Below are 22177 nucleotides of genomic sequence, written 5' to 3'. Positions count from 1 at the left end.
GGAATTTTGAGAGCACCAGCGAGTGCAACATCAACCGCCGGCCCTCGCGCCTACGCTTACCGTTAGCCACAGAATGAAAAGTCCTCTCCCAAGCAAGCTGGCGAAGGTCCGACGCGACATTAGCTCATACCTTTTTCACTTCGTTAATCGTGATTCAGTTCCGGCTGACACATTGCGATCGATTCTTCGCTGCGGTTATATACGCGGCGCCATTTACTCACCTTCCATTACTCAGACAGTATGCCTTACCGAAGCCCCTCTTGCAGACGTCGTAAATGAAGATGGTATTTTGGATTCACATAATTATAGGCGACTTAGCCTCTGGGGAATTGGGTTCAAGAAGAAGTACGTCTTTGATTCAGGCGGGCTCCCGGTAATATATCAGCCCAGAGACAAACTCCGAGATTTGCACGAACAAGCAAGATGGAGACACGTGGATTTCGACTTGTCAGATGGAGTTGATTACACTTGGCAGCGGGAGTGGCGTATTGAAACTGACCGATTCAATTTCCAGACTGAAGATGCAATCCTAGTCATTCCTGACGTCGAGGAATTTGTTGAGGAGCTATGGGAGGTCTCTATTGATTGTGAGAATGACCACGGCGAGATATCGTATTCCGGGGGCGTATATAAAAAGTGGGACTTCATACCTCTTGAGTACATAGATATCTCGGATGACACTTCGATAGAGGTCTGCCGTGGCGAGGATTTCAGAGATTTGATTCGCGATGAATACTATGAGCGAATGGACTTCGATGGGCCATGATGGAAGGGGCTAATCGGGTAGCCGGGAGCATTAACTCTCCCGGCCCCCACACCACCGGACATACGGGTCCGTATCACGGCGGTTCCGAAGAATCAGGGACCAGAGACTAGACCTTGGCCTTGTCTCCATATTTGAAGGTCACCCATAATTTTCTCAGGTATTGAACCCCTTGCTTTTCCAGATAGCGGTCGTTGAGTGCCAGGTTCACCAGACTGTTGCGCGACATTCGCCAATATCCCTTGCGGGAGCGCGAGGCGAGCTTTACCCGGTCTTTGGGTACACCGAGTCTAATGAGCATTCTCCGCCGCGTGCGCGGCCGCTTCCAGTCTTTCCAGTAGCACAGACGCACTCGCCTGCGGATCCACTGGTCCCACTGCAAGACCTCCTTGTATGAGAGGCCTAGCTTGAAGTAATGAAACCAACCCACGCAGTAGCGCCGAAGCTCAAGGAGGCGCTGCCTCATCGAGATACCTCGACTGCGGGCGGTGATCTCCTGTATCCGAAGTTTGAATCTCCGGGCGGCCTTATCGGTCCGCTGGATTTTCTTCCCGTGGATACTGAACCCCAGGAAGGCGCACTCCTTCAAAGGAGCGACCCGGCTCTTGTCGTTGTTCACCAGCAGCTTCAGTTTCCCTTCCACATATTCCCGAACTTCGCTCATGACGCTAAGCGCCTCGGTCTGGGTGCGGGCGAGGATAAGGAAGTCATCCGCGTAGCGGGCAAACGGCAGGTGCATCGCCTCGATTTCCCGATCGAGCGGGTCGAGCATAACGTTGGCGAGCAAAGGAGAAAGCGGGCCGCCTTGCGGGACGCCTTTAAGTGTTTTCTCCGTGCTGCCGTCGTCGTGCCGGATACCTGCACGCAGGTATTTGCCGATCAGGGCGAGGACGCGCTTGTCCCGAATTCGTCTGCCCAACTGGTGCATCAACAGGTCGTGGTTTACCATGTCGAAGTAAGACTTCAAATCGCAGTCCACTCCCCAACGGTATCCATCTTGACTCGCCTGGCTCAGCCGCTCGACGGCGGCGTGAGCCTGACGCCCGTATCTGAAGCCATAACTGCCTTCGCTGAATTCCACATCAAAGATGGGATTGAGGATTTGGGCTATGGCTTGCTGGATCACCCGGTCCAGAACGGTCGGTATGCCCAGAGGGCGTTCGCTTCCGTCCGGTTTGGGAATCCAGACTCGTTTTACCGCAGCGGGGGCATACCGCCCTTCCCGGATCTGCTCCAGTATCCTCGGCAGGTGAGCCCGCGCAAACGCCGGGAACTCGGCGACCGACATGTTGTCGATCCCCGGCGCCCCTTTGTTCGAGCGAACGCGTTTCCACGCCGTTTCAACATTGGATTGATCCAGAATCCGCTCCAGCAGGTTTTCCTGTGGAACTTGGTTCTCCACGGAAGATGCCGCATGATCACTCACAGGCACCTCCGGTTGTTTCCACTTCTTCGGTTCGGTCCTTCACCACACCTGAGGCCTCCGGTCCATTTCACTGGACGGGTCACCCGTCGGCAGCTACTCCCGGCTCGTTCGATGCGGCTACTACGACCTCGGCTGACTCCTCGCCTTCCAACGCGACCATTGCTGGCCGCGCCGCCACGCCTTGACGGTAGATTGAAACCGGCGCGGCATGAAGACGAGGCCTCCCCGGGTAAGAGCACGTTGTTCCGATGCACAACCCCGCGGTTTACCTCCGGCAGTGAACTCAGGGCTTCGCTGTGTTGTGCCAGCTTACCCGTGCCGTCGGCCTTGTACCGCGTTTCTGTACGTGGGCTCACATCTTTGACATAGGCTTCCTCCCCACGGAGCCTCGCGACTCCGCAGTTGCCATAATCTAGTTTCATTTGTTGAGTTGAGTTCATGAAACAGGGGACTTTAACCCCATCACAACGTGCCCATGCCGGGCACACACAAATCGGCGCATGCAACCGCGAGAGGCTGACGCCTCTCACGGCGCATGGCTTCGACGTTCTGCTCCGAAAGTTCGGCTTCCTTTTCTTCGCGGCGCTTACGCTCCTGAAACTCTTTTGTCATCTTGTTCCGCTGCTCACGGTAGATTTCGCCGCCACAGTATTTGATCGCTTGATCCATCTCGTGCTTGGCGTGGATCATCTTATTGAGCGTCCGCTCCTTTTCGTGGAGTTCGCGGAGGCGGGCCAAGCAGTATTCCGCCCATCGGTCGGAACCCATCGGCATTCCCATCGCCTGAAACCCGTCGAGCAGGGCATTTAGGGTGTCTGGATTGGCCAGGTAGTTGATCCGCCCTATCGCGTGTGCCAGAGCAGAACCAGCCGTCGCACTCAATGCGAGGGGGCGGTTTCGGTTATTCGCTTGGGTCATTGGACTCCTTTCGGTTCGGGTTCGCATGAGTGGACTCGACGTTAGGCAATGAAAAAGGAACAACAAGTGATATCATATCTACAATCCCTCGATAAGGAGGCATTGCACGATACCCTGTCGGGCCTTACCGAAAGAGAACGGCGAGTCCTATCTCTACGCTTTGGCCTTATACTTGACGGCCCCAGAACGGTAGAGCAGATAGCGAAGCAATTCGCTGTTCCTCTTGAAACTATCGAGAGAATAGAGAAGGCAGCTTCCGAATCGATATCCGAGAGACTCGCATCAAACGTCACCAAAGAGAAGATATAGTTTATACAGGAAGGCGTGGCCAAAGCTCGAAATCTGACAGTTGACCTAGTTCAACACCTTAAAAGCCACACCGAAGATATTCGAAGCATAAGGTGGGATGTTTTCGAGCATCTCGTTGCTGAGTTCTTGGCGTCGTCAGGTTTCACAGACGTTTCTCTGGTTGGTCGAGATAGCAGTACTTCGGCAGATATTTCAGCGTTCTTTGTCGTTCCAAAGATTGGTACTAAGTTGCGGTACTTTATCGAGGTTAAGCAGTGGCAGAAGAAAGCCGGCATTAGAATCATCGACGAGATTCTGGGTGCGATGGTCGGCGAACGTGATAAGCACGGATGGACCGTTGGTATGTTGGTAGCTCCCGGAGGTGTCAGCAACTTCGAGAAGTATACAGACAGATCAGAAGTCGAAAGAAAGGGAGTGCATGTGAAGCAAAAAGAAGACGTATTGAGATGGTTGGAGGATTATGAGCCTCTGAATGGCGGACTTTGGCTGCCCAAACCAAACAGAAAAACAGAGGCTAACAAGTCGCGCCACACAACTCCGGCCATCGCTCCGCGATAGCCTCCGCGTATGCACTCGGCGTTAGGCAGAAAGAATAATATGTATTTCCAGCAGTCCCCTAGCGGAATATTTCACAAAGCTCGGTTCTGGAGTTCAGAATCCATGATCGCTCACTGTGGCGCTCACCTTGGACCATGGGACTTTAAAAAGAAGACGAAGGTCGAGCGGCTACCTCCCAGCGCTCGTCTTTGCCAGAATTGCGAATCCTGGAAGAAGAGAAATCACCTGACACACCTGCAAGAAACATGGTTGGGCTGGCAGGAAAAGCGAAACCTTGATGTGCAGAAGGATGCCTAATCGGGTCCCCACCGCTGACTGACGGATAAGTCAATCAGCAGCAGGTCCCACACCACCCGGCATGCGGGTCCGCACCGGGCGGTTCCGACTAGACCCGGGCTTTTGGCCCGTAGTGAAGAACGATCCATTGTTTGCGTAGATCGGGAACCCCTTGTTTTGTCAGGTAGTCGTTGGTCAGAGCGCGTTGGAGAATGCTGTTGCTGCTCATTCTCCAGTAGCCTTTCCGGCTGCGCGTCGCCCGTTTGGTTTCCTCGGGCGGTATACCCAGGGCGATCAGGCGACGAGGGCGCGTCCGCGGCTGCTTCCACTGTTTCCAATAATACAACCTCACCCGCCGACGTATCCATTTATCGAGTGCAAATACCGTTTTGCAGGTATGACTTATCCCGAAGTAATTGAGCCAGCCGGTGACATACCGGCGAAGCTCAAGGATGACGTCCTCGACCCGGCGACCGCGGTTTCGGGAGGTAATTTGATGGCTTCGCCACCCTTCGGGCCGCCTGCCGGCGCTCCATCTCCGCTCCGCTACGTCCTTGATCCGCAGCTTGAAGCGGGCGAGTGCCTTGTCCGTCCACATGATCTGGCCGCGCTTTCCAAGGCAGAAGCCGAGGAAGGAGCATTGGCGCAGGGGAGCGGCTTTGCTTTTGGTTTGGTTGATCACCAGTTTCAGTTTTCCTTCGATGAATCGCGTCAGGCTCTCTTTCACCCTTTCGGCCGCTTTCACGCTCTTGACCAGGACGAGGAAGTCATCAGCGTAGCGGACAAAACGATGTCCGCGCCGCTCCAACTCCTTGTCGAGCGGGTCGAGCACGATATTGGCCAGCAGGGGCGACAGTGGCCCTCCCTGCGGTACGCCGCAAGGCGTGGCCTCGCGGATTCCCTCGGGCAGCACGACGCCGGCTTGCAGGTAGCGGCGAATCAAGCCAAGGACCAGAGGGTCCCGGACCTTTTCTCGCAGTTGCTCCATAAGCCGGTCGTGGTTGACGGTATCGAAGAAGGATTTGAGGTCGCAGTCCACCGCATGGACGCGTCCTTCCTTCCAACAGGCTTCCATCTGCCTCACCGCCTGATGAGCGGATCGGTTGGGACGGAAACCGTAGCTGCTATCGCTGAAGTCGCACTCGAAGAGCGGCCCCAGCACTTGCGCCAACGCCTGTTGAATCCAACGATCCAGCACCGTCGGTATTCCGAGCGGGCGTTCAGACCCGTCCGGTTTCGCAATAAACACCCGGCGCACAGGCGCCGGGCGATAGGTTCCTTTCACCAGCATGAAGCGAAGCCTCGTCCAGTTGGCCCGAAGGAACGCGGGAAACTCCTCGATCGACATCTCGTCGAGACCGGGGGCTCCTTTATTCGCTTTGACCCGTTTCCAGGCCGTATTCAGGTTTTCCCGATCGAGAACTTGCTCCATCAAGGATCGATCTTGAACCTCCTCATGCTTCCCGCCGCGAAGGCACTCGTGCGACGCGGACCGTCCGGCTTGAGCGTCTGCCACGTCCTTCGCGGGGTCAGGAGATTCCTCTTCGGTTCGGCCCTTCATGATCGATCAAGACTTCCGGTTTCCAAGTTTAAACGGGCGTATTCCAGCCCCCGGCTTGTTCGCTCACTACTACGACCTCTGCTGACTTCCCGCCGCCTTTTGGGCAGCGGGATCTCCCCAGGTAAGAGCGCGTTGCTTCCCTGCACAACCTCCGCATTTACCTCCACGGGCAAACCAAACGACTTCGCTGCGTTGTGCCAGCTCGTCGCCCTGTGTCGGCCTTCTATGCGGTTCTTGTCCATAAGCTCGCAGGTTTCCCAATTAGCCTTCCTCCAGCGGATCGGTTGCCCTTTCCGCCTTGGCCTCAGGTAGTAGTCTCGTCATGATGAGTTTTCATGTTTGGTTTTCCTACAGGGGACTTGCACCCCGTTTACAACGCGCCCATGCTGGGCGCACACAAGGCGACGCTGCGAACGGCGGGAAGCCGCGCCGCGAAGAGCGGTAGTCACAGGCCGCCGTCCCAGGTCTTCACGTTGGGCATAATTGCGCGATCCATTTATGAGCACGAACGCACCGAAGGCTTTCTTCTCCTATTCTCACGACGACGAAGCGCATAAGAACTGGGTACTGACGCTTGCCACTCGTCTCGTCGCAAACGGCGTCGACGTAATTCTGGATCAGTGGGACCTTACTCTTGGAAGCGACCTCCCTCGGTTCATGGAAGCAGGCCTCACCAAGGCAGAGCGTGTCCTTGCGGTTTGCACGGCGCCGTATGTGAAGAAAGCCAATGATGGGATAGGTGGAGTTGGATATGAGAAGATGATCCTTACCGCGCAGTTGATGCAGAATGTGACCACCGACAGGATCATTCCAGTGATACGCGCGAATGCGCATAATCCGCCAGTTCCTACTTTCCTATCCTCACGAGTATATATCGATTTCCGCGATGATTTGGCATACGAGATTAGATATGCGGAGCTGCTTCACGACATCCACGGGCAGAAGGTGAAACCAAGGCCAGCGCTCGGCTCAAATCCGTTTACCTCACTGCCGGTCTCTTCGCCCCCTTTGGTCAGTTTTGGGCCAGCACGATACGTTTCTCCTGCCCTGTTTGGCGTGGTGACTTTCGACTACTCGAATAATAACGGTCGCTATGTATTGGGAGCGGGAGACATGGCATTTGAGACAGCTTGGTCTGGAGGCAGCAATTCGGCTATCCATGCATACAGTGATCCTCCGAGCATCCGATCCGTAGCTCTAGCTCTCGACGTGAAGGAGATTAAAGACATTTGTGATGCCTCTCAATACGACTCATCATCAAGAGTTCGGACGCCTCACTTGGGAGAGATTGTCGTGTGGCTGAACACCGCTGGATACTATCTCGCTACGAAGGTGGAAAAGCTGATGAGTCGAAGCCATGGGTCCACCCGGGATGAAATCACTTTTTCGTATGCCATTGCCGCAAACAGAAACCTCTCATTCGCCGAAGCCACATGAGCCCAATCGGGTAGCCGGGAGCATTAACTCTCCCGGCCCCCACACCACCGGACATACGGGTCCGTATCACGGCGGTTCCTAACCAGACGATCCGCCGAAGCGAATCGTCCCACGGAACACGGTTCTCCTCGCAAGAAGTCGCACGATGACTCGCAGACTCTCACGGTTGGTCCCGCACGTTAAGTTCGGTCCTTCACCGCTCCTGAGACCTCCGGTCCATTGGTCCGGCTCGCTTCGCGCCCGTCTTGTCGGCCTTCGGCCTCGGAACACTGGACGGGTTACCCGTCGGCATGCTACTCCCGGCTCGTTCGATGCGGCTACTTCGACCTCGGCTGACTCCTCGCCTTCCAACGCGGCCATTGCTGGCCGCGCCGCCACGCCTTGACGGTAGATTGAAACCGGCGCGGCATGGAGACGAGGCCTCCCCGGGTAAGAGCACGTTGTTCCGATGCACAACCCCGCGGTTTACCTCCGGCAGTGAACTCAGGGCTTCGCTGTGTTGTGCCAGCTTACCCGTGCCGTCGGCCTTGTACCGCGTTGTTCCGGCTCGCTTCGCGCCCGGTCTTGTCGGCCTTCGGCCACGGAACTGTCCGTGGGCTCACATCTTTGACATAGGCTTCCTCCCCACGGAGCCTCGCGACTCCGCAGTTGCCATAATCTAGTTTTATTAATTGAATTGAGTTCATAAAACAGGGGACTTTAACCCCATTACAACGCGCCCATGCCGGGCACACACAAAATCGGTGGACTCAACGAGATGGGCTGGCGCCCATCTCGCGAGTCACCTCGACGTTGGGCAGGAAGAGATGGACAAATTCATGAGAACCAGTAGATTTCGAACATGACTCCCTCCGTTCAGTACGTGACCGACGAAGATGGCCAGAAGAAGGCCGTTCTGATGCCTATCGCTGATTATGAACGGCTTATGGAGGATCTTTCCGATTTAGCGGCGATCGCAGACAGGCGCAAGGAGCCGACTGTGTCCCATGAAGAGTTCCTCACGGAGCTGAAGAAGGATGGCATCCTATCGGATTGAGTGGCGGCGAGCCACGAAGAAGGATTTGCGACGGATAGACCACGAGACGGTAAGGCGAATCATCTCGGCGGTGGAGGAACTCGCGAGGAATCCCTACCCTCCCGGATGCCAGAAGCTGAGCGGAAGTGTTTCCGCTTACAGAATTAGGATCGGAGATTACCGCGTGCTTTACGAGGTCTTTGACGAAGTTCTTGTCGTCGAGGTGGTGAAGGTCGGACATCGACGGGACGTTTACCGAAAATAGCCCAACCAGTCAGTGGACTCAACAGGATGGGCTGGCGCCCATTCTGCGAGTTACTTCGACGTTGGGCAAAAGAAAGATGAGAATTTTGATTCTTTTTATTCCGATTGCTTTGCTTGGTTGCGCTACTCCTTCTCCAGAACGAAGCGCATCGGTTCACTTCGATCGGTATGGGTCCGATTCAACTGATCGCGACGCGGAGACGACCCTGCGGGATGACCGTACGCTGTATCGACATATCGAAAGAGATGAATCAGGGATGATCGTTTTGGGTTACCGGTATTATTATGACGGTGAGGGAAATCGCGTTCTTCACGGCCCGAAACGACAGTGGCTCGGTTACGGCAACCGACAGGATGATGAATACGAACACGGCCGATTAATTCGATCGCGGACCGTTGATCTTGATTTCTAACGATGGAAACTGGGAGCCCAATCGGGTAGCCGGGAGCATTAACTCTCCCGGCCCCCACACCACCGGACATACGGGTCCGTATCACGGCGGTTCCTAACCAGACGATCCGCCGAAGCGAATCGTCCCACGGAGCACGGTTCTCCTCGCAAGAAGTCGCACGATGACTCGCAGACTCTCACGGTTGGTCCCGCACGTTAAGTTCGGTCCTTCACCACTCCTGAGGCCTCCGGTCCATTGGTCCGGCTCGCCTCGCGTCCGGTCTTGTCGGCCTTCGGCCTCGGAACACTGGACGGGTTACCCGTCGGCAGCTACTCCCGGCTCGTTCGATGCGGCTACTACGACCTCGGCTGACTCCTCGATGGACAACCGGCCCATTGCTGGACCGGCGGCAATGCCTTGACGGTAGATTGAAACCGGCATTGCGCCCCATCGAGGCCTCCCCGGGTAAGAGCACGTTGTTCCGATGCACAACCCCGCGGTTTACCTCCGGCAGTGAACTCAGGGCTTCGCTGTGTTGTGCCAGCTTACCCGTGCCGTCGGCCTTGTACCGCGTTGTTCCGGCTCGCTTCGCGCCCGGTCTTGTCGGCCTTCGACCTCGGAACTGTCCGTGGGCTCACATCATTGACATAGGCTTCCTCCCCACGGAGCCTCGCGACTCCGCAGTTGCCATAATCTAGTTTCATTTGTTGAGTTGAGTTCATGACGGAGTGCAACGGAGATGGCGAAGCAAACAGGGGACTTTAACCCCATCACAACGTGCCCATGCCGGGCACACACAAATCGCTGCACTCAACAGAATGGGCTGGCGCCCATTCTGCGAGTGAGCTCGACGCTTGGCGACAGAAAATATAGGAATGAAATTCACCGCCTATTTCCAGTATACCCGGAGTCGACCTGATCGAACCCGAATTAAGGACGAATGGATTTTGGCGGCGATCACTGATCCGGTTGCGGAGCAATCGCAGTCGGACGGTTGAGGAAGAGGGTAGGTTCTTGAGAGTGATATTGCTGGAAGATAAAGAGACCGTCCACAATGCCTTTTTCGACCGAAGCTTTAAACGATAGGGAAGATAATGAAAATCAAGTATTTCAGTGATACAGACACGGCTTTGATGGAATTCTCCGACAGGGCAATTGCCGAGACGCGTGAAGTCAGCGAGGATATTTATGTCGATTTGGACCAGGACGGCAACCTGGTGAGCATGACCGTTGAGCACGCAAAAGAGCGGGCGAGCCTACCCCAAGTCGACGTCGAGGAGATCCGGAGCGCCTAGCAAATCGGAGCACTCAACAGAATGGGCTGGCGCCCATTCTGCGAGTGTCCTCGACGTTCCCCGGAAAGATGAGATTGGATTTTCTTCACGAAGTGCCCTCCCGATGAAACCAGAAATTGAATTGAATCTCCCCTGAGGGGAGGACGATGGCGGCCTTAACCTACCCTTTCGGGCGAAATGAACAAATCCAGAAAGGATATTGATTTGATCCCGAGCGACCTTGAAACAAAACCAAAGTCCCGGAAGAGAATTGAAAACTGGGGACCCGACGGAACAACACCAACGCCCTGGGCCTCCGAAATGTTATTGGGGATCGGGTAGCCGGGAGCATTAACTCTCCCGGCCCCCACACCACCGGACATACGGGTCCGTATGGCGCGGTTCCTAACCAGACGATCCGCCGAAGCGAATCGTCCCACGGAACACGGTTCTCCTCGCAAGAAGTCGCACGATGACTCGCAGACTCTCACGGTTGGTCCCGCACGTTAAGTTCGGTCCTTCACCGCTCCTGAGGTCTCCGGTCCATTGGTCCGGCTCACTTCGCGCCCGGTTTTGTCGGCCTTCGGCCTCGGAACTGTCCGTGGGCTCACATCTTTGACATAGGCTTCCTCCCCACGAAGCCTCGCGACTCCGCAGTTGCGATATTCTAGTTGAGTTCATGACGGAGTGACACGCAGATGACGAAGCAAACAGAGTACGTTACCCCCATCACAACGCGCCCATGCCGAGCACACACAAATCGGCGCAGACAATTCCGTAAGGCTGGCGCCTCACTCCATGCCTGGCCTCGACGTTGGCCGAAAATAAATTGACAAAAGTTCGGACACGTACATTTTCCTGGACATATGAATGCAATTACCTACACAACGGCAAGAGAGAATTTGGCTAGGACGATCGAGAAAGTAGTCTCCGACCGAGATCCGGTAATCATCACAAAAAAGAACGATATGTCGGTGGTAATGATGTCGTTGCAAGAATACGAGGCGCTTCAGGAAACGGCTCACCTGCTTCGTAGCCCCAAGAACGCCCGGCGGCTCTTGGATTCGATCAACGAACTTGATGAAGGCAGGGGGACTGAGCGGGAGATTATCGAGTGAAGCTTATTTTCTCGGAGAATGCTTGGTTGGAGTATTTGGAATGGCAGAAGACCGATAAGAGAATCCTCAAGAGGATTAACGAATTGATCAGAGATACGAAACAAACCCCCACCGCAGGAATCGGAAAGCCCGAACCGCTGAAACATGCGCTCAAAGGTTACTGGTCACGGAGAATTACGGACGAGCATCGGATGGTCTACCGGTACACTGAAGATTCCATTCTGATCGCGCAGCTGAAATACCACTATTAGGCCAATCGGGTAGCCGGGAGCATTAACTCTCCCGGCCCCCACACCACCGGACATACGGGTCCGTATCACGGCGGTTCCGAAGAATCAGGGACCAGAGACTAGTCTAAGCGCCTCGGTCTGGGTGCGGGCGAGGATAAGGAAGTCATCCGCGTAGCGGGCAAACGGCAGGCGCATCGCCTCGATTTTCCGATCGAGCGGGTCGAGCATAATGCCGGCGCGCAAAGGAGAAAGCCGACCGCCTTGCGGGACGCCTTTAAGTGTTTTCTCCGTGCTGCCGTCGTCGTGCCGGATACCTGCGCGCAGGTATTTTGCCGATCAGGGCGAGGACGCGCTGTTCGGGCGGCAAAGCCAATCCGACTACGGGAAGGCAGTCGCTCCCCCCTTTTATCTGTGGCCATCTGCGGCCATCTGCGGTTTCCGGTCTATTCGAGCGGAGCTCGATGCTTCGGATCAAGGGGCGATCAACAAATCCGCCCACTCCCCTAACTCGTGACTTGAGATCTTTGCCTCGGGGCGAGCTTGCGCGAACACCTGCCTGACCGTTTCCAATTCTTCCGACAGGATGCCGCTGAGAATCAGACGTCCGCCCACGGCGACGGAGCGGATCAACTCTTCCGCGAACCGGCAAAGGACATCGGCTTGAATATTCGCCAGCACCAGGTCGGCCTTGCGGCCTTCGAGTCCGGTGATCAAATCGCCAAGGTAAAACTCTATGCGACCGGAAACAGCATTCAATTCCGCGTTCTCCTGGCTCACCTCGACCGCCACCGGATCGTTATCGAATCCAGCCACGGAGCCGAACCCGAGCTTCACCGCCGATACGGCCAGAATCCCCGAGCCGCATCCCGCGTCCAAAACCCGGAGGTTGGAAAGATCCTCCCCCCTGCCCTGCCACTCCCGGGCGCATTGGATCATTCGCTCCATGCATAAGCGGGTGGTCTCGTGATTCCCGGTGCCGAACGCCATCCCCGGATCGAGCCAAACCACTTCCTCGCCGGCAGGCGCCGAGAACGTTTCCTTCTCCCAAACCGGCACCCAATGAAATTGGCCAAAATGCCAGGCGTGGAAATGCTCTTTATAAGCTTCTTTCCAATTCTCATCGACTGGACGAAAGACCGGGGCACCGGAGGGCCGGATCTCCGCTGGCAAATCCCCGGACAATAGATCCCAGGCGGCCCGGGCCGTTTCCTCCGTCTCGAAATACCCGCTCAAGTGCGCCGACCGGACATGCGCTTCCGAATAGACGTGCCAGCCTTCGACCGCGTTTTCCGTCAACCATTCGTCGAGGAGCTCGACGTGGTCCGGATTGATTTCCGCTTTCACTTCCCACATTGGACGATATCGCTTTGCTTAAATGGTAGTTTTGCCGATGGATAGGCGGGCGATCACGGCCGGGAGAAGACGGTGTTCGGCAAGATGCATCTTTTCCTCGACCGTCTCCAAAGTATCATCTTCCTCGATACGAAAGACGGCCTGGTCGATGATCGGGCCGCCATCGACTTCCTCGGTCACATAATGCACCGAGCAACCGGCGTATTTCACACCGTAACGAAACGCCTGTCCGATTCCATCCAACCCTTTGAACGCGGGCAGCAGGCTCGGGTGCAAGTTAATGATTTTTTCCGGGAACGCCTGGATAAAAGGCGGCTTGATGATCCGCATGAATCCGGCCAGGACGATCAGGTCCGGTTCTTTCGCCGAGATCGCTTCGATGTAGCGTTGTTCGGCGTCGCCCGCGAGTTTCGTCTTGAACGGAGCCGGATCGAGGAACCGCGACTCCACGCCGTATTCCTCGCCCAACCGCAAAATGCGGGCCTGCGGACGATCGCTGAAAACCGCCGTCACCCGGGCGTCGCCCAACTCTCCGGCCTTTTCCGCCCGCAAGATCGCCTCGGCGTTGCTTCCGCGCCCGGACCCCAATATGACCACCTTCATCGGCATCCTTGATGACCGGACTCGACCCCGCTGACAATCGCGAAGATCAACCGACTCACTCGAAAATCCGTTTCGCTTTTTCGAACAAACCTTTACCGGGGGTCTCCTTGTCGTCGCCGCAGGCGACCGCGAAGTCCTCCAGTTTCTTGCGCTGCTCACTGGTCAGCGAGGTTGGCACCTCGACGTGGGTCCGGACCAATTGATCCCCGTAACCGCCGCCCCGCAGATTGGGCATTCCTTTCCCTCGAAGGCGGAACGTCGTCCCGGACTGGGTTCCGGCAGGAATTTTCAGGGTAGCTTTGCCCGTCAAAGTCGGTACTTCGATGCTGCCGCCCAGAGCCGCCAAAGTAAACTTGATCGGAATCTCGCAAAAGAGATCATCCCCGTGCCGCTCGAAAGTCTTGTGTTCTTTCACGTGGATCACCACGTAAAGATCGCCCGCGGGACCGCCCATGTAACCGGCTTCGCCGTTCCCGCCGGACCGCAGTTTCGATCCGGTGTCGACCCCGGCTGGGATCCGGATCTTCACCTTGCTGGTCTCCTGCACCCGCCCCTCGCCCCGGCACTTTTTGCACGGGGAATCGATCTTGACCCCGAGTCCGCGACAGGTCGGGCACGTCTGGCGGATGCTGAAAAAGCCGCGGGCCGAGGTGACTTGTCCCACGCCGCCGCAAGTCGGACAGCGGGATTTTTGCGACCCCGGCTCCGCCCCTTCCCCGTGGCAATGGTCGCAGGCCTGGGGGCGCCGATAGGAAATCTCGCGCTCGACCCCGGTCGCCGCTTCCTGCAACGTAACTTCCAGATCGTAGCGGAGATCGGAACCGCGCTGGGCGCCGCCGGCACCTCCTCCGCCGCCACCCCCGCCGAAAAATTCCTCGAAAATACTGCCGCCGCCGCCGCCACCGCCGCCGAATACTTCCCGGAAAATGTCGAACGGATCGTGAAACCCGCCGCCGCGGGGACCACCGGCTCCGGCACCCTGGAAAGCGGCGTGACCGTATCGATCGTAAGCCGCCCGCTTGTCCGGATCCTTCAACACCTCGTAAGCTTCAGATACCTTTTTGAAGGTTTCCTCAGCCGTCTTATCGCCCGGATTCTTGTCCGGATGATATTTGACGGCCATTTTCCGGTAGGCCTTTTTCAGCTCTTCGGGAGAGACGTCGCGATTAACCCCCAACAATTCGTAATAATCTTCTTTCGCCATTCCGTTGTCTCGCCTCCTCAGGCTTCGTTTTGAGTCGCCGGAGCTCCGCTGGAAACCACGACGGTGGCGGGCCGCAGCAGCCGGGTGTTCAACATATACCCCTTTCGGACGACATGGACCACGTCGCCTTCGCCGATTTCGTCGTGCGGCTGATTGCTGACCGCCTCATGGTGGTGCGGATCGAAGGCTTCCCCGACCGGATTGAGCTCTTTCACGCCGTTCCGTTCCAAAATGGCCCGGATCTGATCGGCGACCATTTGGAATCCCTTCGCCACGTTGGCCGCCTCTGGATGATTGGCAGCCGATTGCAAGCCGAGGTCGAGGTTGTCGAGGACCGGCAAAAACTCTTCAACCAGCCCGGAAAGGGAATACTGGCGGAGTTCTTCTTTCTCGCGGGTGACCCGGCGCCGGTAATTTTCCCAATCCGCAACGGTCCGCAGGTAACGCTCGTGGTTCTGCCGACTCTCGTCCCGGGCGGCATTCAACGCCTCTTCCAACGATTTTGGCTCCAGATCCTCGGGATGCTCCTCCAACTGACCGGAAGCTTCCGGCTCCCCGGAAGAAGCGTTTCCTGTTTCTTCGGGAGCAGTCTCCACGCGAGACTCGTCGTTCGCGTCGCGAACCGGCTCGGTCTCGTTGTTCTCTTCGGAAATAGGTTTGTTCTTCTTCGTCATACGATAAAAGGAAAGAAAGTACCACTCGCCGCGTTTTTGGCGAGAAGGAATGTGATTTTCGATCGGCCCGTCCAGGGCTATTTCATCTGGCCGAGGAGGTGGGAACCGCAGGAACGCGGGCACACAACCACCGTGGCACGGACATTCCTGTCTGTGAAAAAACAGGCAGGAATGCCTGTTTCACGACAAGGCGGCCAGATGAAATAGCCCTGCGGCCCGCCTTCGGTGCGGCGCGGTCCCAATCACTGAAAAAAGACAGTGATCCTCAACTTCCGATTGCTTCGCCCGGAGCGAGCTGCGCGATCCGTTCCCACAGCACCTCGGGCAACAGGGTCGCGAAAATCGCGTCCGTCGCCCGGCTCAAATCGAACTCCGCCAGGATCGCCAACATCGCGGGACCGACCATCAGCCAATCCGTGACGTCGACGAATTCACGCTCGAGCGCCACCGGGTATTCCCGCCTCTCCTCTTCTCCGTTCGAAAAATCGACGGTGGAAATGTGATCGATTCTCACCGCCAGCCGGTCGATTGAAATCTGCCGATGTCCCTCGCCGCCGCGCGTTCCGGTCTCCCGCGCTTCCAACGCCTGCCGAAACTCCTCGATATTCACGGCCCCGGTCGCGGAGCGAACCCCCGTCAGGCGACGAAGATGCACCTCGACCTCCTTTACTCGGATCCGGCGGCTCAGCAACGAACCGGGAGAAAACCGGGCGTTCACTTCCGCCAACGAAACAAACTCGCGCAACGGATACGAATCGGGATTCACGATTTCCAAGTCCTTCGCATGGAGCGTCCCGGCGAACGGGCTCCCTTTGAAAAAACCAGCCTTCACCGGGAACCCGCTCTTGCGGCTGACCCGCTTCAAAATCATCTCCTCCATGGAAAACATCGCCCGCACCCTTGCACCAAACCGTCGTTCTGGCAAGGTCCGTCCATTCGGATCGATGGCCCGAAAGCCGCCGCCGACGCCACGCTGACGGCCGACTTTTACGAAACCACGTCTTCGGTTTCGAGCGCTTCGGCAAACTCGCGGATGAGATCCCACCGGGCCGCCGGAATAGCCGCGCCGTTGATCTGGACCACCTCCGCGCCGACCTTCGACCCGAGTTTTCCGCAATAAGCCGGGTTCTTCCCTTGCAGCCACCCGTAGAGGAAACCGGCCGCCCAGAGATCGCCCGCCCCGGTGGTGTCGACCACCTGCTCCACCCGTTCGGCGTGCACCCGTTCGCAAATCCCATCATGGCAGATCCAGGCGCCGTCAGCCCCCATCTTCACCACCGCCGTCCGGCAAAAACGCCCCAGTTCCCGGGCCATCTCGGCGTAGTCGGTCACGGCGTCGCCAAAAAAGGCTTTCGCTTCGTCTTCGTTGGCGAACACCACGTCCACGTGTTCCTCCAATAAAACCGCCAGATCCCGGCCCGCCGCCTTCACCACTTCAAACGACGCGAGGTCCAGCGAAACCGTGCATCCCGCCCCCTTGGCGCTTTTCAACACCTGGTCCATCAACGCCCGGTTAAAGAGGAGATACCCCTCGATATGGGCGTGCTCGCATCCTTCGAAGTCTTCCGTGCTGACTTCCTCCGGACTCAACGTCGCCGCCGCGCCTAGATCGGTCCGCATCGTGCGCTGACTATCGGGGGTGACCAAGGAGAGACACCGGGCGTTTGGCCGGTCGCCGATCTTAAACCGGCTGGTGTCGCCGCCGATGAGGCGGAAGCGTTCGCGGTAGAATTCGGCCACTGTTTCGTTGCCGAGCTTCCCGAGGAAGGTCACCGACAAGCCAAGTTCGGCCAACCCCATCGCGGTGTTCCCGGCGGATCCCCCGGGGGCCTCCACCACCGAACCGTTCTCCGTAATCACCGCCAACATCCGGGCCAGGGCATGGCTGTCCACCAATTCCATGCCTCCTTTTTCCCCGGAGACGGTGGTGAGAAATTCTTCACTGACATGGGCGAGCGAATCGACGACCGGCGAACCGACCCCGATGAGTTTGAACTTTTTACTCATAAGCGGACCACCTTACATCACTCCAGCGGGCTTTCGAGAAAGAATTTGCCCGACACCCGGCCGGATGGGCGGCAACCTGCTCCCCTTCGGGAGATTAGCGAATTCCTCCGCGCGACCGGAATCTCCCCGCTTTGCGTTGCTTTCAACCGAAAACCGGCTCTACTTGGGAGCATGACGGTCGACCCGCTCAGCATCCTGGTTCTCAAGCGAAAACCTTCCTTCCCGGTGACCGATGCCTTGCGAGGCTATCTCTCCCGTTACACCCGCGAGCTCGACCTCCCGCTCGCCTACGACGATCTTCTCGCCTACGACGAGAGCATCCCGCTCCACGACAGCCAAGGCCACGACACCCTTTGGGAGACTGTCACCTACCGGGGCGAGGAAATGCGTCGCATCAACCAGGCGTTGACCCGGATCTACTGCCTCTTGAAAGCCGCCGGCGACATGACCGCCGCCAAACATCTCTATGTCGACCGCGTCGACTTCTGCTCCTTCGGCAACTCCCAGCCGTTCCGCATCCGGATCGTCAACGCCTACAACGACAACCAGGATTATTACTACGTCAAAAAAGCCGACGCCTCCCGGGTCTATGGCTTGGAGCTGGAGCACCTTCTATCCCCGAACCGGATGCATTATCTCACCTGCGGCGAGACGTTGATCGAGGAACACGTCGTCGGCATCCCCGGCGACACCTTCATCCACGAATGGCTCGCCAGCCAACGGCTGAAACCGATCCGGGTGGCCAAGGAACTGGTCAAATTCAACGAACGCTGCTTCGTCCGCCTCCTCGGCGACATGCGTTCCTACAACTTCGTGGTCGACGTCACCCCCGACTTCGAAGGGGTGCAACTCCGTATCCGTTCCATGGATTTCGACCAACAATCCTATCATGGACGGAAGAACTTTTACCTGCCCCAGTTTTTCCCCGAAAACCGGGAGTTGGCCCTCTTTTGCATCAAGCATCTTAACATCGACACCGCGTTGCAGTATCAATGGGAAGAGGACGCCTTGATCATCCGGCGCACCCAGATCATCGCCGACCGCCTCGACTGGCTCCTCAAAGTGATGGCCGCCGACCCGATCGCCCCGGAGGAGAACACCCGCCAGCTCGCCGAGGAACTGGCCGAGCATTACCACAACGACGCCTTCCTCCGTTGCCAATCGATGGGCGCCCTCGTCCGCGAGAGCCTCGAAACCGTCCGCCGCCGTCTCAGCAACCCCGCTGTCCGCCGCATGCCCTTCGCCATGCCGGAGTTCTGACTCCGCTCCCGTGACACAGACATTCCTGTCTGTCCCTTCGTAGTCAGGTTGGCTCCGCCGCCCGACAACAGTGCTTGAGAACGGCGCAACAGGGTTTCCCGCATCGATGACGAACCGGCTGCGATTCCCGCGACGGCGCCCCCCCGAACTCGCGTCCAAAACGCCGAAACTTCCGGCACGAAAACATCCCCCGAAGGCCCGCATGCTGCCGGGCCGAATCCCAATTTTTGCGTGGTGCCGGGCAACCGGCGCGAAGCGAGCCGCCGGAAATCCCCAATAATACCCCGATGTCACAAGCCGGGACGGATATTCCCGCCACAGAACCCGACTCATCGGCGATTTTGAAATACCAACAAAATCGTCCCCTTAGCCATTGTCCTGGTTTCGCCGTCTCGGTCCAACTTTCGACCAAGGAACTCGGACCGCTCTTCCTCGGCCTGCGCCGGGACGGCCTCGAAATTTTCACCGGCGACGACCACCAATACATCTTCGATCTCGAAGGCCGTCCGATCCGCTTCAGCACGCCGAACGAATACCGGTTTCGCGGCGTCTCCCATCAAGGGTCGGTGGTCCGCAAACGTCCGCGGGGCAGCGGCGGGGAAGGGATGGCCCGGGAACGACTCGACCCAAAATCCCTGGACGAATCCTGCCGCGACGCCTGGCGCGCCGGAACGGCCGCACGCCGCGCCCTCGCGTCCGGAGCACGCCCCCGCTGGACCTTCCCCGATTTCGAAACCGTCCGCGAAACGCTCGGCCCAATTCTCGAACGGATCGAGTCGTTTTCCCCCGATCGGATCGCCGCCGAAGCGGAACGGTTCGCCCGGATCTACCAGCCAGTCCCGATCCTGCCGCCCGACCACTACGCTTCGCTGGTCGTGCAGGCGACCGAGGGATGTTCCTTCAACACCTGCACCTTTTGCACCCTCTATCGAGGCATTCCCTTTCGAGTCCGGTCGGTGGAGGAGTTTTCCCGCCACCTCCGGGACGCCCTCGCTTTCCATGGCGAAGGTCTACGGCGGTTCACCCAGATTTTCCTCGGTCAGGCGAACGCCCTCGCAATCCCCCAGGCACGTTTGGTCGCTCTGCTGCAGACCCTCCGCGAATACGTTGAACTTCCTTCCCCGCACGAAGCTCCCGCCCGGCCCGCCTGGGCCCACGGTCATCCGCGACGTTTCACCGGAATCGGTTCCTTCCTCGATGGTTTCACCGGCCTCAACAAAACCGCCGCTGACTACGCCGAATTGCGCGAACTCGGCATCACCCGAGTCTATCTCGGCGTCGAAAGCGGGTCTTCCGGGATCCTCCGGTGGCTGAGAAAACCGGCGACTCCGGACGAAATGCGCCAAACCATCAGCCTCGTCAAAGCGGGAAGGGTCGCCGCCGACGTCATCCTTTTGGTTGGGGTCGGCGGCAAGGAACATGCCCGCGAGCACCTGAACGCCTCCATTGAATTCCTCCGGACCAGCGCGATGACGAAAGGCGATCGGGTTTTCCTCTCGGAAATCATCGCCCATGGCGACGCCCACTACGCCGCCGAAGTCCGGCAAGCCGGTCTCACTCCCCTGACTCAACAAGAACTTCTCAATCAACGGCTGAAACTGGCCGAGCAAATCCGCTCCCTCGGACTCCAACCCGTGCCCTACCGCATCGAACCCTTCGTCTATTAAAATAAAACAACCCACCTACCCCGACCAGACCTCGCGGACAGTCGCGTCTTCCGCTTTTTCGGAATCGTTGACAAAAGAAAAGTTAACCCGCTATTCTAAAATCCTGTATGGGAACCGCAGGCCTACTCTCACCGAAGCGGAGGCGGAAATCGCGAATAACGTGAACCACCATCTGATAACAATTCGTTGGATCGTCCGGCTATGATCGAGTCCTCCCCTTATCTTTTTCTGACGGTCTTCCTCGGCATCGCCATTATTTTCCCCCTCATCCCCATCGCCCTCGCCCGCGCCTGGAGCTGGAAATTCACTCCCGGCAAACCGGGCATGGAAAAGAATGCCATCTACGAATGCGGCGTCCAATCAAGCGGCATCGCCCACGTTCAATTCAAATCCCAATATTACCTTTACGGCATTATCTTCCTGATTTTCGACGTCGAAGCGGTCTTCCTGATTCCGATCGCCGTCGCCTTCCTCGGCCTCCCCCTCGGGGCGGTTATCGCCACGTTCGTTTTCATGCTGCTCCTGGTCGAGGGTCTCGCCTGGGCTTGGGTAAACGGAGGTCTTGCATGGGATTGACCCCTGAAGAAATCGAACCGAGCCTGCAAAGCGAGCTCAGCAAACAGGGGGTCCACATCACTTCCCTCGAAAAGCTCTACAACTGGGGCCGCAGCAACTCGATGTGGCCGCTCCAGTTCGGCCTCGCCTGCTGCGCCATCGAGATGATCGCCACCACCATGGCCCGCCACGACCTCGCCCGCTTCGGCGCCGAGGTCTTCCGCCCTTCCCCCCGCCAGGCCGACTTGATGATTGTCGCCGGCACCGTCACCAAAAAGATGGCCCCGATGGTCGTCCGGCTCTACAACCAGATGCCCGAGCCGAAATACGTCATCGCCATGGGCGCCTGCGCCATCTCCGGCGGGCCATTCCGCGACGGCTACAATGTCCTCAAAGGAATCGACCGCTACATCCCGGTCGACGTTTTCATCCCCGGTTGCCCCCCCCGGCCGGAAGCCCTCCTCGACGGCATCATGAAACTCCAGGAGAAGATCCGCGGCCAGAAACTGACCGGCTCCGACCGCCCCCGCCACGCCGATCCCGACGCCCCGGGGGAATACCAGGTCCCGGTCTACGGCAAAAACGAACTCATCCCGCCGTGCCAGCGCAGCGTCTGGAAGCCGCCGCCCGGACACCTCAAATCGCAACCCTCCAATCCCGACGACACCACCTCCGATTCCCAGCCTTCCGATTCCCGGTGATACCACTCGAACAGATTCGCGAAAAAATTCTCGCCGCCGTACCGGACGCCACCGCCGAGATCGTCCACAACCCCGGCCCCGCCGCCGAACATTCGCTGCTCCTTTCCCCGGCATCCGCCCCCGCCGTCGCCCGCTTCCTCCGCGACGACCCGGAACTCCGCCTCGACTACTGCTCCAACGTCACCGGCATCGACTGGCTGGACCAAACCATCCGCGAGAAAACCACCGTCCGCGAAATCGTCGACGGCACCGAGCAAGAGGTCGAAAAGCAGGTCGAGCGAGTCATCCCCGGCCACCTCGAAGCGGTTTACCACTTGTATTCCGTTTCACTCAAACACGGTCCGGTCATTCTCCGCCTCCGCACCGAAAACCGCGACGACCGGGTCGAACTCCCTTCCCTGACCCCCGTCTGGCGCAGCGCCGAATTCCAGGAACGGGAGATCTTCGACCTCTACGGCATCCGTTTCACCAACCACCCCGACCTCCGCCGCATCCTGATGTGGGACACCTTCGAAGGCCACCCGATGCGCAAAGATTTCATCCCGCCCCACGACGAAGAAGAACGCGAACCTTTCGCCCCGGTCCAACGAAAAGAAAAAGAAAATTAAACCA

Annotated in this window: 25 protein-coding genes and 1 pseudogene; 16 read left to right on the top strand and 10 right to left on the bottom strand. The window is 57.9% G+C overall.

All coding sequences use genetic code 11. The features are described from left to right. Positions 1 to 73: 73 nt before the first annotated feature. Positions 74 to 766: a hypothetical protein gene (locus ACWUI2_RS19180; RefSeq protein WP_486984455.1), complete on the top strand. Its 693-nt coding sequence runs from the start codon at positions 74 to 76 to the stop codon at positions 764 to 766. 106 nt (positions 767 to 872) lie between these two features. Here the strand turns inward: ACWUI2_RS19180 and ltrA (ACWUI2_RS19175) are convergent, their stop codons facing one another. After that, positions 873 to 2189: a group II intron reverse transcriptase/maturase gene (gene ltrA, locus ACWUI2_RS19175; protein WP_486984454.1), complete on the bottom strand. Its 1317-nt coding sequence runs from the start codon at positions 2187 to 2189 to the stop codon at positions 873 to 875. A gap of 462 nt (positions 2190 to 2651) precedes the next feature. Then, positions 2652 to 3107: a hypothetical protein gene (locus ACWUI2_RS19170; RefSeq protein WP_486984453.1), complete on the bottom strand. Its 456-nt coding sequence runs from the start codon at positions 3105 to 3107 to the stop codon at positions 2652 to 2654. A 48-nt stretch (positions 3108 to 3155) separates the two neighbouring features. Between ACWUI2_RS19170 and ACWUI2_RS19165 the strand changes: the two genes are divergently transcribed. Next, a complete protein-coding gene (locus ACWUI2_RS19165) occupies positions 3156 to 3416 on the top strand; it encodes a sigma factor-like helix-turn-helix DNA-binding protein (protein ID WP_486984452.1) in 261 nt (86 codons plus the stop codon). A 15-nt stretch (positions 3417 to 3431) separates the two neighbouring features. Further along, on the top strand, positions 3432 to 3974 hold the full coding sequence (locus ACWUI2_RS19160) for a restriction endonuclease (protein ID WP_486984451.1): 543 nt from the start codon (positions 3432 to 3434) through the stop codon (positions 3972 to 3974). Positions 3975 to 4359: 385 nt separating this feature from the next. On the opposite strand, the gene ltrA (ACWUI2_RS19155) is transcribed toward ACWUI2_RS19160, so the two are convergent. Beyond that, on the bottom strand, positions 4360 to 5811 hold the full coding sequence (gene ltrA, locus ACWUI2_RS19155; RefSeq protein WP_486984450.1) for a group II intron reverse transcriptase/maturase: 1452 nt from the start codon (positions 5809 to 5811) through the stop codon (positions 4360 to 4362). A gap of 498 nt (positions 5812 to 6309) precedes the next feature. Here ltrA (ACWUI2_RS19155) and ACWUI2_RS19150 point away from each other — a divergent pair, with 498 nt between their 5' ends. The 8 genes and pseudogenes from ACWUI2_RS19150 (at position 6310) to ACWUI2_RS19115 (ending at position 11562) form a co-directional block, all read left to right on the top strand. After that, the gene (locus ACWUI2_RS19150) at positions 6310 to 7248 is read left to right on the top strand and encodes a toll/interleukin-1 receptor domain-containing protein (RefSeq protein ID WP_486984449.1); all 939 of its coding nucleotides are present in this window, start codon (positions 6310 to 6312) and stop codon (positions 7246 to 7248) included. A gap of 841 nt (positions 7249 to 8089) precedes the next feature. Beyond that, positions 8090 to 8284: a hypothetical protein gene (locus ACWUI2_RS19145; RefSeq protein WP_486984448.1), complete on the top strand. Its 195-nt coding sequence runs from the start codon at positions 8090 to 8092 to the stop codon at positions 8282 to 8284. Continuing rightward, positions 8265 to 8528 (top strand): type II toxin-antitoxin system RelE family toxin, encoded by a 264-nt coding sequence (locus tag ACWUI2_RS19140; RefSeq protein ID WP_486984447.1) that lies wholly within the window; start codon positions 8265 to 8267, stop codon positions 8526 to 8528. Before ACWUI2_RS19145 ends, ACWUI2_RS19140 begins: the two co-directional genes overlap by 20 nt. Before the next feature lie 76 nt (positions 8529 to 8604). Next, positions 8605 to 8940, top strand: coding sequence for a hypothetical protein (locus ACWUI2_RS19135; protein ID WP_486984446.1), 336 nt, complete (start codon positions 8605 to 8607; stop codon positions 8938 to 8940). 854 nt (positions 8941 to 9794) lie between these two features. After that, positions 9795 to 10005 (top strand): annotated as a pseudogene (locus ACWUI2_RS19130) (hypothetical protein). A gap of 8 nt (positions 10006 to 10013) precedes the next feature. Next, positions 10014 to 10214: a DUF2283 domain-containing protein gene (locus tag ACWUI2_RS19125; protein WP_486984445.1), complete on the top strand. Its 201-nt coding sequence runs from the start codon at positions 10014 to 10016 to the stop codon at positions 10212 to 10214. An 845-nt stretch (positions 10215 to 11059) separates the two neighbouring features. Continuing rightward, positions 11060 to 11311, top strand: a complete 252-nt coding sequence (locus ACWUI2_RS19120; protein WP_486984444.1) for a type II toxin-antitoxin system prevent-host-death family antitoxin — start codon at positions 11060 to 11062, stop codon at positions 11309 to 11311. Further along, positions 11308 to 11562 (top strand): Txe/YoeB family addiction module toxin, encoded by a 255-nt coding sequence (locus tag ACWUI2_RS19115; RefSeq protein ID WP_486984443.1) that lies wholly within the window; start codon positions 11308 to 11310, stop codon positions 11560 to 11562. Before ACWUI2_RS19120 ends, ACWUI2_RS19115 begins: the two co-directional genes overlap by 4 nt. An 84-nt stretch (positions 11563 to 11646) precedes the next feature. On the opposite strand, the gene ACWUI2_RS19110 is transcribed toward ACWUI2_RS19115, so the two are convergent. The 7 genes from ACWUI2_RS19110 to ACWUI2_RS19080 form a co-directional block, all read right to left on the bottom strand. Next, positions 11647 to 11853: a reverse transcriptase domain-containing protein gene (locus ACWUI2_RS19110; RefSeq protein ID WP_486985080.1), complete on the bottom strand. Its 207-nt coding sequence runs from the start codon at positions 11851 to 11853 to the stop codon at positions 11647 to 11649. A gap of 159 nt (positions 11854 to 12012) precedes the next feature. Continuing rightward, positions 12013 to 12894 (bottom strand): 50S ribosomal protein L11 methyltransferase, encoded by an 882-nt coding sequence (locus ACWUI2_RS19105; RefSeq protein ID WP_486984442.1) that lies wholly within the window; start codon positions 12892 to 12894, stop codon positions 12013 to 12015. Positions 12895 to 12912: 18 nt separating this feature from the next. Then, a complete protein-coding gene (purN, locus tag ACWUI2_RS19100) occupies positions 12913 to 13497 on the bottom strand; it encodes a phosphoribosylglycinamide formyltransferase (RefSeq protein ID WP_486984441.1) in 585 nt (194 codons plus the stop codon). Positions 13498 to 13552: 55 nt separating this feature from the next. Next, complete coding sequence (dnaJ, locus tag ACWUI2_RS19095; protein ID WP_486984440.1) at positions 13553 to 14701, bottom strand: molecular chaperone DnaJ; 1149 nt, start codon at positions 14699 to 14701, stop codon at positions 13553 to 13555. A gap of 17 nt (positions 14702 to 14718) precedes the next feature. Continuing rightward, complete coding sequence (gene grpE, locus ACWUI2_RS19090) at positions 14719 to 15375, bottom strand: nucleotide exchange factor GrpE (RefSeq protein WP_486984439.1); 657 nt, start codon at positions 15373 to 15375, stop codon at positions 14719 to 14721. A 265-nt stretch (positions 15376 to 15640) separates the two neighbouring features. Beyond that, entirely contained in the window at positions 15641 to 16300 is a 660-nt protein-coding gene (locus tag ACWUI2_RS19085) for a hypothetical protein (RefSeq protein ID WP_486984438.1), read from the bottom strand. 62 nt (positions 16301 to 16362) lie between these two features. Continuing rightward, positions 16363 to 17382: an adenosine kinase gene (locus tag ACWUI2_RS19080; protein ID WP_486984437.1), complete on the bottom strand. Its 1020-nt coding sequence runs from the start codon at positions 17380 to 17382 to the stop codon at positions 16363 to 16365. A gap of 171 nt (positions 17383 to 17553) precedes the next feature. On the opposite strand from ACWUI2_RS19080, the gene ACWUI2_RS19075 reads away from it, so the two are divergent. The 5 genes from ACWUI2_RS19075 to ACWUI2_RS19055 all read left to right on the top strand — a co-directional run bounded on the left by ACWUI2_RS19075 (position 17554) and on the right by ACWUI2_RS19055 (position 22173). After that, positions 17554 to 18642 carry a hypothetical protein gene (locus tag ACWUI2_RS19075; RefSeq protein ID WP_486984436.1) on the top strand — a complete coding sequence of 363 codons (1089 nt, stop codon included), beginning with the start codon at positions 17554 to 17556 and terminating at the stop codon, positions 18640 to 18642. Between the two features lie 287 nt (positions 18643 to 18929). Further along, on the top strand, positions 18930 to 20309 hold the full coding sequence (locus ACWUI2_RS19070; protein ID WP_486984435.1) for a radical SAM protein: 1380 nt from the start codon (positions 18930 to 18932) through the stop codon (positions 20307 to 20309). 201 nt (positions 20310 to 20510) lie between these two features. Then, positions 20511 to 20885: an NADH-quinone oxidoreductase subunit A gene (locus tag ACWUI2_RS19065; RefSeq protein ID WP_486984434.1), complete on the top strand. Its 375-nt coding sequence runs from the start codon at positions 20511 to 20513 to the stop codon at positions 20883 to 20885. Next, the gene (locus ACWUI2_RS19060) at positions 20876 to 21565 is read left to right on the top strand and encodes an NADH-quinone oxidoreductase subunit B (RefSeq protein WP_486984433.1); all 690 of its coding nucleotides are present in this window, start codon (positions 20876 to 20878) and stop codon (positions 21563 to 21565) included. The genes ACWUI2_RS19065 and ACWUI2_RS19060 overlap by 10 nt, the downstream gene beginning before the upstream one ends. Then, the gene (locus tag ACWUI2_RS19055; RefSeq protein ID WP_486984432.1) at positions 21562 to 22173 is read left to right on the top strand and encodes an NADH-quinone oxidoreductase subunit C; all 612 of its coding nucleotides are present in this window, start codon (positions 21562 to 21564) and stop codon (positions 22171 to 22173) included. Before ACWUI2_RS19060 ends, ACWUI2_RS19055 begins: the two co-directional genes overlap by 4 nt. Positions 22174 to 22177: the final 4 nt, after the last annotated feature.

Source organism: Verruconatronum alginivorum, assembly GCF_056590205.1.
The sequence above is the reverse complement of the archived record's forward strand: the minus strand, read 5'-3'. Positions and strand labels throughout refer to the sequence as shown.

Coding starts and splice junctions, on each gene's coding strand:
- ACWUI2_RS19180 (WP_486984455.1), top strand. CDS start 74: ATGAAAAGTCCTCTCCCAAGCAAGCTGGCGAAGGTCCGACGCGACATT.
- ACWUI2_RS19170 (WP_486984453.1), bottom strand. CDS start 3,107: ATGACCCAAGCGAATAACCGAAACCGCCCCCTCGCATTGAGTGCGACG.
- ACWUI2_RS19165 (WP_486984452.1), top strand. CDS start 3,156: ATGAAAAAGGAACAACAAGTGATATCATATCTACAATCCCTCGATAAG.
- ltrA (WP_486984450.1), bottom strand. CDS start 5,811: ATGAAGGGCCGAACCGAAGAGGAATCTCCTGACCCCGCGAAGGACGTG.
- ACWUI2_RS19150 (WP_486984449.1), top strand. CDS start 6,310: ATGAGCACGAACGCACCGAAGGCTTTCTTCTCCTATTCTCACGACGAC.
- ACWUI2_RS19145 (WP_486984448.1), top strand. CDS start 8,090: ATGACTCCCTCCGTTCAGTACGTGACCGACGAAGATGGCCAGAAGAAG.
- ACWUI2_RS19140 (WP_486984447.1), top strand. CDS start 8,265: ATGGCATCCTATCGGATTGAGTGGCGGCGAGCCACGAAGAAGGATTTG.
- ACWUI2_RS19135 (WP_486984446.1), top strand. CDS start 8,605: ATGAGAATTTTGATTCTTTTTATTCCGATTGCTTTGCTTGGTTGCGCT.
- ACWUI2_RS19125 (WP_486984445.1), top strand. CDS start 10,014: ATGAAAATCAAGTATTTCAGTGATACAGACACGGCTTTGATGGAATTC.
- ACWUI2_RS19120 (WP_486984444.1), top strand. CDS start 11,060: ATGAATGCAATTACCTACACAACGGCAAGAGAGAATTTGGCTAGGACG.
- ACWUI2_RS19105 (WP_486984442.1), bottom strand. CDS start 12,894: ATGTGGGAAGTGAAAGCGGAAATCAATCCGGACCACGTCGAGCTCCTC.
- purN (WP_486984441.1), bottom strand. CDS start 13,497: ATGAAGGTGGTCATATTGGGGTCCGGGCGCGGAAGCAACGCCGAGGCG.
- dnaJ (WP_486984440.1), bottom strand. CDS start 14,701: ATGGCGAAAGAAGATTATTACGAATTGTTGGGGGTTAATCGCGACGTC.
- grpE (WP_486984439.1), bottom strand. CDS start 15,375: ATGACGAAGAAGAACAAACCTATTTCCGAAGAGAACAACGAGACCGAG.
- ACWUI2_RS19080 (WP_486984437.1), bottom strand. CDS start 17,382: ATGAGTAAAAAGTTCAAACTCATCGGGGTCGGTTCGCCGGTCGTCGAT.
- ACWUI2_RS19075 (WP_486984436.1), top strand. CDS start 17,554: ATGACGGTCGACCCGCTCAGCATCCTGGTTCTCAAGCGAAAACCTTCC.
- ACWUI2_RS19070 (WP_486984435.1), top strand. CDS start 18,930: ATGTCACAAGCCGGGACGGATATTCCCGCCACAGAACCCGACTCATCG.
- ACWUI2_RS19065 (WP_486984434.1), top strand. CDS start 20,511: ATGATCGAGTCCTCCCCTTATCTTTTTCTGACGGTCTTCCTCGGCATC.
- ACWUI2_RS19060 (WP_486984433.1), top strand. CDS start 20,876: ATGGGATTGACCCCTGAAGAAATCGAACCGAGCCTGCAAAGCGAGCTC.